Source organism: Streptomyces sp. NPDC048269, from assembly GCF_040652395.1.
Lineage (GTDB): Bacteria > Actinomycetota > Actinomycetes > Streptomycetales > Streptomycetaceae > Streptomyces.
Window position 1 is genome coordinate 17621 of the sequence record NZ_JBEZLW010000062.1, and the last position, 12894, is coordinate 30514.

A 12894-nucleotide genomic window follows, 5' to 3' on the forward strand; every position below is an offset into this window, starting at 1 on the left:
CGCCTCCGCGAACGCCGGTCCGCCGGCCCTGGTCACCGGACCAGGGCCGGCGGGCACCCGTGACGAGGGGCGCGGGCCACTTCCCGGATGCTAGCGGCGTGCGTCCACCACCGCGAGGAGCTTGCCACTGGTCGGACTGCGGTCCAGGGACGCGCCGTCGACCACCTCGACCACCAGGTCCAGCAGCTGCTCCGTCACCGCCGAGCGGAGCTCCGGGTAGCCGGACAGGAAGACCTCCCGCAGCCGCTCCGGGTCCGTCGCCCCGGCCCGCTCCACCCGTACGGTCAGCCGCTCGCGCGCGTCCGTACCGTCGAGCCGGACCTGCAGCTCGCCGCGGTGGCCGCCCCGTTCCTCGGCCAGGGCCAGGAAGCGGCGGTGGTCGAGGAAGTACGTCGCCACCCGCATGACGTCACCGGTGCGCCCCCTCAGCTCGAAGCGGGGCGCGTGCCGGCCGCACGGGCAGCGGCCCGGGACCTCGCGGCCGAGGTCGCCTATCACGTACCGGCCCAGGTGCTGGCCGCGCCGGGCGTGCGTGGTGAAGACCAGCCGCCCCGTCTCGCCCGGGGCCACCGGCCGGTCCTCCGCCACGTCCAGGATCTCCATCGTGTGGAGGTCGGCGTGCAGGTGGTGGACCCCGCCGGAGCTCTCGGTGCACTGGTAGCCCAGCGGGCCGAGGTCGGTGCTGCCGTAGGTGATCGAGCGGACGGTCTCGATGCCGAACGTGTCCTTCAGGGTGCGCTGCTGCTCCTCCGTGAAGTGCTCGCCCCCGTAGAAGACCTTGCGCAGCCCTCCGTACGCGCGGAGCGCGTCCGCCTCCGCGTGCAGCAGCTGCCACAGGTAGGAGGGCATGCCGAACAGGGTGTCGGCCCCGTGGTCGATGACGGCGCGGGCCGTCGCCCGGTGGTCCGGCCCCGCGGACAGCGGCAGCTGCACCCCGCCGAGCCGTTCCAGCACGGAGAAGAAGCTGATGAAACTGCCGTACATGCCGCCGCTGTAGAAGAGGTTGGCGGTGCGGTCCCCGACCGGGTCGTAGCCGGCGGCGAGCAGGCCGCGGGCGGCGGCGTGCATCTGGGTGTCGTAGTCGTCGTAACTGAAGATCGACAGTGCCGGCGCCCCGGTGCTGCCACCGCTGCGGAAGTACAGCTCGGCATCGGCCCGCGCGACCCGCCGGCCCAGTTCCTGCACGTCCTCCTTGCCCAGGAGCGGGCCGGCGGGCTGCGGCAGGAGGACGGGCCGGGCCAGGTCGTCCAGGCAGGCGGTCGTGGAGAAGCGGTCCGGGTCGGCCTGGACCGCGACACGGCGGCTGTAGCGCTGCAGGGCGTACACGCCGTCGTGCGGTTCGCCCGCGTAGCTGTCCAGCATGGCGCCGACCGGGGTGACGCGGGTGACGCCCGCGGCCAGGGCGGTGCGGGAGAGCTCGGCGATGTCGGTTCGGCTGCCCGCGAGGCCCGCCGTCTGCAGATAGCGGCGCATCGGACGCAGTGTGGCGATCAGCTGCTTGCGGGGCAGCGGCTTGACCCACACGCTGCGGTGCAGCGGCGAGGCGGTGAGCGGGGACCGGGTGTCGGCCATGACCCGCCACGATCCGTCGGGCGCGGCGAACACCCTGGTCAGGCCGAGGTGTTCCTCCAGCCGGGCCACCAGCTCGGTGGTGGTCAGCTCGGCCTCCTCGGCGGGATCCGGCGCGCCCGCCGAAGCGGCGTGCACGGCCGGCGGCCGGGCCGCGAGGACCGCGGCGAAACGCTCGGCGAAGGCGAACACCTCATCCTCGTCCGCGGTGTCCAGGTAGACCACCTGGGGGCTGGAACACGCCTGCTGCTCGTGCAGGCACACGTCGTCCGCGAGGGCGTCGAGCGTCCCGGCGTCCGACCAGGCGTCGCTCGTCAGGTACGCGAAGGAGATCCGGTGCCCCCACTCCACCAGCCGGCAGCCGGCCGGCACATGGGCGGCCACCCCTTCGACGGCGCCTTCCCCGCCCCATACGGCGACGGCGTCCGCAGGCGCGCACATCAGGCGGAGCCACTCCTGCCGGGAGGACGGGAAGCGCAGGACGACGATCCGCGCGGCCAGCGCACCGCTGGGGTCCAGGGTCGCGAGCTCGGCCATCAGGTGCTGGGTCAGGAGGGTGTCGGAGCCGCTGGTCTTGAGGACGTTGACGTTTCCGGCGAGCAGGCCCTCGACGACGCTCAGCGGCGCGACCGTCGCGGCGTTGCCCGGGGCGATGTGGGCGACAAGGCCGACGGGTGCCCACGCCTCGTAGACCGACTCGCGCGGGTCGGGCCGGTTGAGCCGGCCGGGAGCCGCGTCGCCGAGTTCCCGGCGCAGCTTGCGGGTCAGTTCCCGCCGGCCGAGGAGGCCGCCGAGCTCGACCAGGACGGCCGGGTCCTCCCCTTCGGGCAGGTGCGCGGCGAGCCGGGTGTGTACCGGGTGGGCCGGATCGCGCAGGGCGCCGGCGAGGGCGTCGCAGGCGGCCAGGACGGTCTCGGTCTCCAGCACCGTGGCCAGCGCGGCCTCGACGGCGGCCGGCAGACCGGCGAGGCGGCGCCCGGCCTCCTCGTCGCCGATGAAGGCGCCCTGCCAGTAGTGGTGCGCGACGCCGTCGCCGTGTTGGTCGTACGCGGCCTTGGTCTCCGTCACGGTCACGCCATGCCCTTCATCAGTTCCGCTGCGGCCACCGCGCAGCTGCGGTTGCGGCTCACCCCGGCACGGCCGTGGACGGTGAACCAGGGGGTCTCCAGCTCGCACCCGCAGGCGTCACCCGGCTGGAGGGAGGCGAGGTCGCCCATGACCACGCTCTGTGCCGGTACCGAGGTGATGTACGGCGACACGAGGTGCAGGTAGCCCCGTTCCCCGTGGGGAAGGGGTTCGAGCGTGCGCGTGGACCGGATCGTCACCCGGGACCAGACGGGGGCGTGCAGCCGGTGGTGGTCGCACTCGATGTACGGGATGCAGTGCTCCACCGACCCGAAGGTGTCCCGGATCCGCTCACCCGGGATGCCGAGCTGCTCGGTGACGCGGGCGTACAGCTCCTCCTTGCCGATGCGCCGCTCGGCGTGCCCCTTCCAGCCGCCGCCGAGGACGACGAGGGAGCCCTCGGGCAGGCGCAGCGGGGGCAGTCCCATGGCCCGCATCCGCTCCAGGGTGAAGAAGAGGAAGGCCGGGAAGCCGAGGATGCGCACCGGGGCGTCCTCCCGTTCGAAGCGGCGCAGCGCCGCGATGCAGCCGAACGGGTCGAACTCGTGGTCGCCGCCGGTGTTGCGCAGCGCGTACTCGACGCTGCGCGCCGGGGCGAAGTCGCACAGGTAGTTGTCGGTGAAGGCGGTCCCGAGGTTCAGTGAGGGGGCCGGCTCGTAGCTGTACAGGAGGTAGTTGACCTCCTGGTCGGGCGTGATCCAGCCGTTGCGCTCGAAGATCCGGGCGACCATGCGCTGGGCGGAGCGGATGCTCCAGTGGTCGAAGAACATCTGCGACTTCTGGCCGGTGGTGCCGGAGGAGGTCAGGTGCAGTTCGACCTCCTCGCGCGGGACGGAGAGCACCTCGTGGCGCTTGAAGAAGTTCGCGTGGACGAGCGGGGCGCGGTACGGGTCCATCGGGGGAGTGGCCTCGTACAGGGAACGGAAGAACGGGGAGCGCTCGGCGTGCCAGGCGTTGGTCTCCGCCATGGCGGCGGCGAACAGTTCGTCCTCCGCGGGCCCGCAGGCGTACGGGTCGGTCAGGTCGCACAGCCGTTGTACGTGCGGCAGAAGGGCCGGGTCCGGTACGGCGACCGGCGCGAGATGGGGGTTCATGAGGCAACCTCGGATGATGTGGGCAGGTGCGCCGACGCCCAGGCCGACGCGTAGCAGTCCAGATAGGGCTGGAGGGGCGGTTCGACGGCTACGCCGCGGAAGTCGATCCGTTCGCTGGAACGGGACAGGACGGCGTAGTCGTGGAAGCCGTCGCCGTCCGCGCGCATCGCCGGGTAGAGGGCCCCGGCGACGAACCCCTGGGCCAGGAAGGCCGAGAGGGCCTCCACGTGCGCGAGGGGCACCAGGGCCTCGACGTAGCCGGCCCCCGCGCGGGCCAGGGCCCGGGTGACGGGTTCGAGGTACGCGGCCGCGGCGGCGGGGTCCGGGTGGGCGGTCAGGAGGGAGCCGTACCCACCGGCGCGGTTGAGGTACGCGTAGACTTCGAAACGGCCGTCTTCGGGGGTGAGCAGCACGTTCGGGGTGTGCAGGGGGTAGAACCAGCCCTCGGCGCCGGGGAACTGCTCGCGGAAGCGGCGGCGTACGAAGGCAGGCGCTTCGATCATCTCCAGCCGTTCGACGGCCCCTTGTGGCGCGGGCGCCGTGAGCGGGCCGGCGACGGCCCGGACCCCGGGGGAGCCGATGCCGAGCGTGGCCTCGGCGGTGCGCAGCAACGGCAGCAGCGGGGCGGGTACTTCGGCGACGTGGATCCGGCGATCGAGCACACCGCTGGCGTGACGCGCGTAGAGCGCGAGCGTTTCGCGGCTGCGGAGATCCACCGCGTTGGGCAGGATCCCCAGCGGGCGGAAGCCGTTGCGCGCGACGACGCGCTGCGGACCGGTGCTGACGGTCCGTACGGTCGCGTACACCGAGTCCAGCCGCCCGGTGTCCAGCATCCCGGCGCACAGTGCCTCGGTCAGCGCGGCGGCCAGGCCCGCCGAGCGGTGCCCGGGGTGTACGGCGATGCCCTCCAGGCGGCCGATGCGGCTGCCCGCCTCGCCGTGGATGGCGGCCGACGCGGTCAGGGCACCCGTGTCGGCGCAGCGTCCGACGAGCCACAGGGAGTACGGGTCCGCTATCAGCCGGGCCATCTCGGCCGGGTCGGTGCCGAGCGCCACGGGGTAGTGCGGCCCGTAGACGGCGTAGTAAAGCTGGCGCAGTTCGGCGATGTCCGCGCAGACTGCCGGGGTGATGACGGGGTTCACCGCTTGCCTCCGACGGGTTCCGTGCCACGGCCCGCATCCGTATCCGCGTCCGCATCCGTATCCGCATCCGTGCCGGGGTCCGCTGTGGGCGGCGCGGGTGCACGGGACCCGAGGAGAGCGAGTGCGCAGACGGCGGGGACCAGGCCGATGCCCTGCACCAGGCACAGCGTCCGGGGCGAAAGGAAGTCGCCGGCGGAGCCGAAGACGAGGGATGCCACCGGCAGGGAGGCACCCAGCACGGCCTGCATCACGGCGAAGAAGCCGGCCTTGTCCGCAGTCGGCACCAGCCGCTGGAAGAGGGCCACGAAGCGGACGCTGACGGCCCCGGCGCACCAGCCGGCCACGACCAGACAGCCCGCGACGACCGGGCGGTGCGCGACCAGCCCCGGCACGGCCAGGGCGATGGCCATCAGGCCCAGGCAGTAGGCGCCGGCGACCGTGGGCCGCCCCGGTACGCGGGTTCCGGTGAAGGCGCCGATGAGCGCGCCGGCGCCCAGGGAGGCCTCCAGCAGTGCCACGGTGCCGCCACCGCCCGCGAGGACCGAGCGGGTGTACAGGGGGATGACGACGAACACGGCGGTGGTGAAGAGGTTCGCCGCGGTGAAGCAGAGCAGGATCCGCCGTACGTAGGGCAGTTCGCCGAGGATGCGGCGGAGCGTGCGCCGCTGTGACACGGCTGCCGCCGGGCCGCCGGCCGCCCCGTAGCCGTCATCGGCGGACGGGACGGCCGCGGTGGTCGAGGCGGCCGCGGTGGTCGAGGCGATGCGGAAGCGGGCGCTCGCGACGAAGAGGGCCGCGCCGAGGTAGGCGGCCGCGCAGCCTACGGCCAGGCCGGCGACGCCGGCCCGGTCGACGGTCAGGGCTCCGAGCAGCGCTCCTCCGAGGCCGGCCAGGGACTGGGTGGACAGCTCGAATCCGGTGGCCGTCTCGATGTCGGCGTCGTCGACGAGTTCGGGCACCGATGTGGTCAGGCAGGGGTCGAAGAACGCCTGGCAGGTGGCCAGGGCAAGAGCAGCGGCGTACACGGCGGGGAGGGGCAGGCCGCCGCCGTGGGCCCACAGCGCGAGGGCGCCCGAGGCGACCCCGGCCAGACCGGCGGCATTCCGCAGAACCGAACGGTGGGCGAACCGGGCGACGGCCCCGGCCACGACGGGCGCCAGCGCGACGGCGGGCAGCGTGCAGGCCGCCATGAACAGCCCGGATGCCAGACCGCGGCCGTCGCTCACGGCATAGGCGACGATCCACCACGAAACGCCGACCTGGAACATCCGTACGGCGGCCTGGGTGAGGACCTGGCCGAGCCACACGGCGCCGAAGGCGCGGTTGCGCAGGATCAGCGGAGCGCGCCGGCCGTCGGTCCCGGCTTCGGCCCCGGCGCCGGTCTCGGTCTCATGTGCGGCCACGGGTGAGGCGGTCATGCGGTCGGCCTCTCGTCGAGGACCCGGACGAGCTTGCCCGAGCGCGGATTGACAGCGAGGTCGCGGTGGCGTGCCCACTCCACGGACAGCGGGTGCACGAACCCGGCGCGCACGCTGTCCGGGTACAGCGGCCGTACGGTCTCCAGCTCCGTGACGACGGCCTTGGCCAGCGCCTCCCGGCCCCCCGCGGCCTCGCCCGGGGCGTCGTCACGAGGGGCCGTCGCCAGCCGCAGTACGAGGCCGTCGCGGCCGTCCCAGCGGCGGACGACGAGCTGCATGCCGACCACGTGCCCCGCGGTGTCGGCCGCGGCCACGGCGTCCTGGGCGTCCTGGGTGTAGAGGGAGACGGGGCCCACCCGTACGCCCTCCTCGGCGCGGCCGAGGATCCGGAAGTGCCCGGGCCCGGTGCCGGTCCACTCGGCCCGGTCGCCGGCGGGGTAGCGGATGATCGGCATGAGGCGGCGGAAGAGGCTGGTGACGACGACCCGGCCGGGCCGCCCCGGCTCGGTGATGGGCTCATCGGTGGAGTCGTCGAGGATCTCGACGACCGAGTACGGGGTGAAGGCCCGGTGCACCCGGGCGTCGGAGCCGGGTACGGGACGGCCGAGCAGGCCGGCGTCGACGCTGGCGTATCCGACGGAACGTGCCTCGGCGCGGGGGAACGCGCCGGCCAGCAGGCGCCGCTGGTCGTCGAAGAGGGCCTCGCCGCCGAAGAGGAGCAACTCCACCGAGTCGAGCCGGACACCGCACGAGATGACCTGTTCGGCGAGCCGGCACAGGGTGGTGGGCGTGCCGGCCAGTACCTGCGCGGCGAGATCGCGGAGTGTGGGGATCGTCGACTCCAGCGGCGCACCGCCGCCGATGGGCAGGCGGACGTTGTCCACGGGCGCGTGGGCGAGGGAGTCGAGGACGAAGAGGAAGCTGGCGTACAGCTCCCCGGCATAGAAGAGGTCGGCGACGCGATGTCCCGGGCGCAGACCCGTGTCCACGAGTCCCTGGCCGAAGGAGGTGACGAACGTGCGCCATTCGTCACGGGTGTAGACGGAGAACTTGGGGGACCCGGTGGTGCCGCCGGTCTTGTAGACCGTGGCCTCGCTGAGCGGTCCGGTCAGCACCCGGCTGTCGTGAAGGGTGTTGGCCGCCCAGAACTCCTTCTGGTCGACCACCGGCAGGTCGGTGAGGCGGTCGGCGTGCGGCGGCAGGGACGCGTAAAGGTCCCGGTAGAAGGGTGAGTTGTGACGGGCGAAACGTATGAGGTCCGAGAGTTGCTGGGCGGACATGGGCCTTTGCCTAGGTGACGGGAATGGGGACGGGAGCCACGGCGGGGCGCGGCGAGAGCAAGAACTCGCCTGCGGGAATCGACCGGTGTGAACGGGGGACCCCCCGGCGCCCCCGCCTCCTCGACGCACGTCAAAGCTGACGTGCAGTCACAATGATGAAACATCAGTGCGCTCGTCACCAAATTGGCCCAGGACTTTCGGCCAACGGAGCTCCATGCGTCAGTATTTCTGGTTCTTGCCGGAGTTCCGCCGGTCACAGGCTCGTGACGAGGGCGTCGAGCGGGGCCGCTACCTCTCCGGGGCCGAGGCTCTCCACCAGGAGACGGCCGTAACGGATCTTGCGGCCCTTCTTCGTGCCGAGGAAGCGCCGCAACTGCTGCTGCCGGGGCCGGCCGTGGTGGGCGGGCTGGCGCAGGAAGGTCTGCCAAGCCCGCAGGTCGCCCTCGGTCCGGATGGTCTCCTCGACCCGCGCTGTGCCCAGCGCGCGGATGAGTTCGTCCTCCAGGTCGTGAACACCACCGCTCGCGGTGCTGGGCGACGTACGCACGGGGTCGAATGCCTGCTCTAAGCCGGCGGGAGGTGCGTGGCGCGATCCTGCCGCGCGGCTGTGCGCAGCGCTGCGACGACGGCCGTGGTCGTCGGGTTCGCGGTCCCGGTGTGACGCGTCGCGGCGAACAGGAGGCGCAGGATCGGGAGATCCTCGATGGGCGCCGTGCGGATTCCTGGCGTGGTCGGGTCGATGGCCGTCCGGGGGACGAGCGCGGTGGCGAGGCCGGCCCGTGCGAGGGTGAGCTGGGCGGCGATGTCGGCAGTGACGTAGCGCGGCGCGGGCGTGAAGCCCGCCTGGTGGCAGGCGTACAGGATGGCCTGTCCGCAGTCCGTGGTCGGCGGCGGCACGGCGAGGCTGTGCGTGGCCAGTTCCCGCAGGGCGACGGGCCGCTCGTCGGCCCGGCCGGCGGCGGTGACGACGACCAGCGGATCGTCGAGCAGGGGCGAGACCTCGATCCCCCGGGGTGCGGTGTCGGGCAGGTGGTGATAGCGCTGTCCCAGCACCACATCGACGGTGCCGAGCGTGAGTTCCCGCAGTTGCGCCTGGTCGGTGACGAGACAGGTCACGGTGAGCTGCGGGTGGTGTGAGCCCAGTGCGGTCAGTGCGGGGGCCACGATCCTGGCGACGGTCGACGGCAACGCGGCGAGGGTGGCGGTGGCGCCGACCGTGCCCTTGACCGCCGCGAGGGCGCTCTCGGCTTCCTCCATGGCAGCGAGGATCCGGTCGGCGTGTTCGAGGAGTACCCGGCCCGCCTCCGTGAGTGCCACGGTCCGCCCGTCGGGGCGCAGCAGATCCACCCCCACGTCGTGCCGCAGCGCGGACAACTGCTGGGACACGGCACCGGCGGACAGCGCCAGTGACTGGGCGGCCGCGGCGATGGAACCGCGGGCCGCGACGGTCTTGAGCATGTACAGACGGCGGATATCCAACATGACTCGATAGATTATCTAAAGGGATCCATCGGAAATCATCCCCTTGACCCATTGGGTCATGGTGAGCGAGCTTCAAGCCATGGAAATCTTCGACTGCATCGCCGCGGTTGCCCGGCCAGTCCACGACTTCGGTGACGAGTTCATGTCCGACGAGGCGACCGCCGCCGTCGGTCTGCGTGCCGGGTTTCCACCAGGGCGCGGCTTCTACTGCCGTGGACGGTTCGGCGTGCTCGGCGAGGCGCCGGCTGCGGTGGTCCAAGCGGTACAGGGCTTCCTCGGCCCCCGCCTGGTCACCGCGGGCTGGACGGCGGGCCGGTCCGTGATGCCGGCGGAGGAAGCCGCTGCCTGCTATGCGCAGGCCGTCCGGACGTGGGGGCGCGCCAACATTCCCGCCGACGCCGACGTGGAGCACTTCAACCGCTTGGCGCAGCAGCTGATCGACACCGCCGGCGCCGACGCGTTGCCCCTGTTCGCCGGCTGGCGTGCGCAACCCTGCCCCGGCGACGACCCGGTCGGTGCGGCCATGCAGCGCATACACGTGCTGCGGGAACACCGTGGCGCCAGCCATCTGGCGGCGGTGCGCCTGTGTGGGCTGAGCGCCCGGGCGGCGATGGTCGTCAACCTCGGTGTCGAGCAGGCAACCCACTACGGCTGGCACGAGCCACGTCCCGTCGCCGCGAGCCAGATCCCCCGATGGCAGCGTGCCGAGCAGCTCACCGATGAGCTCCAGGCGCCGCTCTACGCCACCCTGACCGGCGGGCAACGTGCCGAGTTCGCGCAGCTCGTCCACGCGTTGGCAGCCTCCCTGACCCCGTGACCTGAGACAGGCCCCGGTCACCGCTCTGGTCGGTCGGACGGCGGACGGCGGACGGCGGACGGCGCGGCGGGGTGGCGCGGCGGGGTGGCGGGGTGCCACCGTCCCAGGGCGAAGGCGGTGCGGGGGTCAGCTCGGCGGCAGCCGGACTTCCCGCAGTGCGCGGCCCTGCCGGTTCAGGGGCGAAAGCGCAGCGGGTGGTCCGCCGGTACTTCCACGACGGCGATGCGCACCCCGTCGGGGTCGGCGATCCACATCTCGATCAGACCCCACGGCTCCGGCTGCGGGGGCCGCAGCACCTCGGCGCCCCGGCCGCGCAGTTCCTCGTACGCCGCCCGCGCGTCCGCGACCTGGAGCCAGAGCCGCAGCCCGGGAGCGGGCGGCTCCTCGGCGCGCCCCGACACCTCCAGGAACCCGCCGCCGAGGAAGTAGACCGTGCCGCGCTCGGGACCGGTACCGAACTCGCGGTAGACCGCGAGGCCGAGGGTGTCACCGTAGAAGACGCGGGAACGCTCGGGGTCCGTGGGACGCAGCAGGATACGGCTGCCCAGTACATTCACCATGTCCCCACCCTCGCTCACACGGCGACCCGCCGGGTGTTCCTGGCCGAATCGCGGCGTGCGCGGCGGGCGGCCCGACGGGGTCGCGGCGCCCCCGGAGCGTTGCGCCGAGACGTCATGCCGGAGCGGCCGGAGCGGGTGACCATCCCGCTCCCGCCGCGGGCATGCGGAACTCGGTCGGCCCGGTGGCCCGGTCGCCTGCAGGAGCGCCCGAGGGAAGACCGCTTCGAGGGACAGCCGCCCGACAGGAGTCGGCCGCGGTCTCAGGACTCCTTGCCGCGCCCGCTCATCATGTCGCGCAGGCGGTCGACGAGACCGACCCCGGGGGCCAGGAGCTTGTTGGCGGGCGGCGTGTCCGGGGCCGAGGGGTGGGGGCGGGTCGGAGCCGTCTTCTTCGCGGTTCGGACCTTGTCGCCCAGCTTGCCGAGCATCTCGGGGGTGCACGCCGTACGCAGCCGCGGGAAGAGATTGTCCTCCTCGTCGGCGACGTGCTCCCGGATCTCCGCCATCAGCTTCATCATCAAGGTGTCGAACCGGGGGTCGTCGGCGTCGCAGCCCTCCAGGTCCTTCATCGTGCGCTCGGCCGTAGCGTGGTCGGCCAGCTCCTTGTCGGCCAGGGCGTCACCGTCCGGCAGCTGCTTCCGCACAGCCGGATACAGGTAGGACTCCTCCGCGACGGAGTGCCGGACCAGTTCCATGATCGCCTGGTCGGCGTAGAGCTTCCGCCGCGAGTCCCCAGGGGGCAGCGCCTCGATCTTGCCGAAGATCTGTTCCACCTCCCTGTGGTCGGTGGTCAGCTCTGCGATGACGTCGCCGCCGTGTCCCATGGCCTTCTCCTCGATCAGGGGTTCCCTGGCTGCCGCCAGGCAGTCACGTCCACTGAAAGCCACTCCGGGGGACACGCCGGGGATTTCCGGCGGTCCGTGTGTCGGGCCGCTGTGGCCCATGCCACCTGGGCGGGCGGTCGATTTCCATTCCAATGGCGGGCATACCGCCATTAAGGTGATGTTCCGTCCCCGTACCGCCTGGAGGGCTGCCGTGCCCACGGATATCTCCTTGTCACCGCTCATAGCGGCCACGGCGCAGTGGCTCACCCGCGCGTACCCCTCCGGGCGCGGCGCCCTCGAGCGCAGCCTCGCCGAGGCCCAGTCCCGCCAGGCCGTCACGCTCGCCGCGTGGCTCCGGTACCCGACGGACCTCGATGTCCAGCTGGTGGCGCTGACCGGGCCCGGTGGCACGGGCAGACTCGACTGGATCACCGGATCCGACGCCGCCGACCCGGCGGCGGCCGGGGACCCACTGGACGACGCATGGCGCAGCTGGGTGGACGAGGTGGTCGCCAGCTGGGCCGCATGCCTGCTGAGCACGCCGGCCCTCGCGGCGGCGGCGGCGCGTGCCGTGAGCGGGACCGACCACGTGGGCACGGTGCCCGTCGCCTTCCGCCGGCTGACCGAGCCCGCGCCGGACGATCACCGCGCGGCGGCGCTGCTGCGCCATCCGGACCTGCTGGCCCCGGTGGCAGAACTGCACCGGTCCCGGCTCCTGGAACGTCTTGGGGCCTGACCCGGGGTGATCGGGTCGAGCACGGTGCTCCGCAGGCCCCGGCCCGGTGTCCGGACCGGGTCAGGCGGGCCAGGTGCCGATGAGGCGCTTGGTGGCCACCGCCCCGCTGCGGTCGATGACGGCCTTGACGGCGGCGAAGACGGCACCCTGCAAGGTGGCGGCGATGAGGATCTCCCGCCACGACCGGTCCTCGTCGGTGGCGTCCGGCGCGTCGTCCTCGTGACCGAGCCGCTTCCAGATCTGTTTGAACGCGACGCCGGCCAGCGCGCCTCCGATGGCGCCGAGGGTCATTCCCACAGGCTTGTAAGCGATCTTCGAAGCCTTCATCAGTGCCTCCGTCCGGCGACCTGCCGCGCCACCAGCCACACGAAGCACGCCGCTGCCACGGTCAGCAGCCACCGGTCGCGCCGGATCGTCCGCGAGGCCGTCCGGCCCGCCTGGCGGGTGGCGATCACGGCCTTCTCGCGGGCTTGGTGGGTGGCCGCCGCCGCTTTCTCGCGCGCTCGGCCCTTGACGTCCGCCTTGGCGGCCAGTGCCTGCACCGTCCGGCCCAACTCCGCCCGAGTGCCATCCACTTGCGCACGCAGGCGCTCGCTGGCCGGCTGGGATCCCGATTCCCGGGGGGTCGTCCTGCTCATCGGTGCACCCTCTCCTTGATCTCGGCGATGTCAGGCGCACGCTCGCGAGCGTGCGCGGTACCGGCGGCCGGCGCCGCGGGTCTGGCTGGTCGAAGCGTCGGGCCGGAGGCCACCGCGGTGGCCACCGGGGCCGGGCCCCGACACCTCAGCGGGACAGCGTATCCCGGAGGTAGCCGACCTTAGCCTCGGGCAGCGAGCGTGCCACCTCG

The 12894-nt window shown here is 72.8% G+C and carries 12 protein-coding genes and 1 pseudogene; 2 read left to right on the forward strand and 11 right to left on the reverse strand.

Going from position 1 to position 12894, the window contains the following annotated elements; genetic code table 11:
• Nucleotides 1-90: 90 nt before the first annotated feature.
• The 7 genes and pseudogenes from AB0D48_RS34280 to AB0D48_RS34310 form a co-directional block, all read right to left on the reverse strand.
• Entirely contained in the window at nt 91-2643 is a 2553-nt protein-coding gene (locus AB0D48_RS34280) for an acyl-CoA reductase (protein WP_362406171.1), read from the reverse strand.
• On the reverse strand, nt 2640-3788 hold the full coding sequence (locus tag AB0D48_RS34285; protein WP_362406174.1) for an acyl-protein synthase: 1149 nt from the start codon (nt 3786-3788) through the stop codon (nt 2640-2642). Before AB0D48_RS34285 ends, AB0D48_RS34280 begins: the two co-directional genes overlap by 4 nt.
• Complete coding sequence (locus tag AB0D48_RS34290; RefSeq protein WP_362406177.1) at nt 3785-4930, reverse strand: GNAT family N-acetyltransferase; 1146 nt, start codon at nt 4928-4930, stop codon at nt 3785-3787. The genes AB0D48_RS34285 and AB0D48_RS34290 overlap by 4 nt, the downstream gene beginning before the upstream one ends.
• On the reverse strand, nt 4927-6348 hold the full coding sequence (locus AB0D48_RS34295) for an MFS transporter (protein ID WP_362406180.1): 1422 nt from the start codon (nt 6346-6348) through the stop codon (nt 4927-4929). Before AB0D48_RS34295 ends, AB0D48_RS34290 begins: the two co-directional genes overlap by 4 nt.
• Nucleotides 6345-7628 carry a phenylacetate--CoA ligase family protein gene (locus AB0D48_RS34300; RefSeq protein WP_362406183.1) on the reverse strand — a complete coding sequence of 428 codons (1284 nt, stop codon included), beginning with the start codon at nt 7626-7628 and terminating at the stop codon, nt 6345-6347. Before AB0D48_RS34300 ends, AB0D48_RS34295 begins: the two co-directional genes overlap by 4 nt.
• A gap of 253 nt (nt 7629-7881) precedes the next feature.
• A pseudogene (locus tag AB0D48_RS34305) lies at nt 7882-8136 on the reverse strand (ATP-dependent endonuclease); the annotation flags it as partial.
• Between the two features lie 56 nt (nt 8137-8192).
• Nucleotides 8193-9110, reverse strand: coding sequence for a LysR substrate-binding domain-containing protein (locus AB0D48_RS34310; protein WP_362406186.1), 918 nt, complete (start codon nt 9108-9110; stop codon nt 8193-8195).
• 79 nt (nt 9111-9189) lie between these two features.
• On the opposite strand from AB0D48_RS34310, the gene AB0D48_RS34315 reads away from it, so the two are divergent.
• On the forward strand, nt 9190-9927 hold the full coding sequence (locus AB0D48_RS34315; protein WP_362406189.1) for a hypothetical protein: 738 nt from the start codon (nt 9190-9192) through the stop codon (nt 9925-9927).
• 173 nt (nt 9928-10100) lie between these two features.
• On the opposite strand, the gene AB0D48_RS34320 is transcribed toward AB0D48_RS34315, so the two are convergent.
• Both AB0D48_RS34320 and AB0D48_RS34325 read right to left on the reverse strand, forming a co-directional pair.
• Entirely contained in the window at nt 10101-10487 is a 387-nt protein-coding gene (locus AB0D48_RS34320) for a VOC family protein (RefSeq protein ID WP_362406192.1), read from the reverse strand.
• Nucleotides 10488-10747: 260 nt separating this feature from the next.
• Complete coding sequence (locus tag AB0D48_RS34325; RefSeq protein WP_362406195.1) at nt 10748-11311, reverse strand: hemerythrin domain-containing protein; 564 nt, start codon at nt 11309-11311, stop codon at nt 10748-10750.
• A gap of 211 nt (nt 11312-11522) precedes the next feature.
• Between AB0D48_RS34325 and AB0D48_RS34330 the strand changes: the two genes are divergently transcribed.
• The gene (locus tag AB0D48_RS34330) at nt 11523-12047 is read left to right on the forward strand and encodes a hypothetical protein (protein ID WP_362406198.1); all 525 of its coding nucleotides are present in this window, start codon (nt 11523-11525) and stop codon (nt 12045-12047) included.
• A 60-nt stretch (nt 12048-12107) separates the two neighbouring features.
• Here AB0D48_RS34330 and AB0D48_RS34335 read toward each other — a convergent pair whose 3' ends face one another.
• Both AB0D48_RS34335 and AB0D48_RS34340 read right to left on the reverse strand, forming a co-directional pair.
• A complete protein-coding gene (locus AB0D48_RS34335; RefSeq protein WP_362406200.1) occupies nt 12108-12374 on the reverse strand; it encodes a DUF4235 domain-containing protein in 267 nt (88 codons plus the stop codon).
• Nucleotides 12374-12685 (reverse strand): DUF3618 domain-containing protein, encoded by a 312-nt coding sequence (locus tag AB0D48_RS34340; RefSeq protein ID WP_362406203.1) that lies wholly within the window; start codon nt 12683-12685, stop codon nt 12374-12376. Before AB0D48_RS34340 ends, AB0D48_RS34335 begins: the two co-directional genes overlap by 1 nt.
• Nucleotides 12686-12894: the final 209 nt, after the last annotated feature.

Coding starts and splice junctions, on each gene's coding strand:
- AB0D48_RS34335 (WP_362406200.1), bottom strand. CDS start 12,374: ATGAAGGCTTCGAAGATCGCTTACAAGCCTGTGGGAATGACCCTCGGC.
- AB0D48_RS34300 (WP_362406183.1), bottom strand. CDS start 7,628: ATGTCCGCCCAGCAACTCTCGGACCTCATACGTTTCGCCCGTCACAAC.
- AB0D48_RS34320 (WP_362406192.1), bottom strand. CDS start 10,487: ATGGTGAATGTACTGGGCAGCCGTATCCTGCTGCGTCCCACGGACCCC.
- AB0D48_RS34340 (WP_362406203.1), bottom strand. CDS start 12,685: ATGAGCAGGACGACCCCCCGGGAATCGGGATCCCAGCCGGCCAGCGAG.
- AB0D48_RS34315 (WP_362406189.1), top strand. CDS start 9,190: ATGGAAATCTTCGACTGCATCGCCGCGGTTGCCCGGCCAGTCCACGAC.
- AB0D48_RS34295 (WP_362406180.1), bottom strand. CDS start 6,348: ATGACCGCCTCACCCGTGGCCGCACATGAGACCGAGACCGGCGCCGGG.
- AB0D48_RS34310 (WP_362406186.1), bottom strand. CDS start 9,110: ATGTTGGATATCCGCCGTCTGTACATGCTCAAGACCGTCGCGGCCCGC.
- AB0D48_RS34325 (WP_362406195.1), bottom strand. CDS start 11,311: ATGGGACACGGCGGCGACGTCATCGCAGAGCTGACCACCGACCACAGG.
- AB0D48_RS34285 (WP_362406174.1), bottom strand. CDS start 3,788: ATGAACCCCCATCTCGCGCCGGTCGCCGTACCGGACCCGGCCCTTCTG.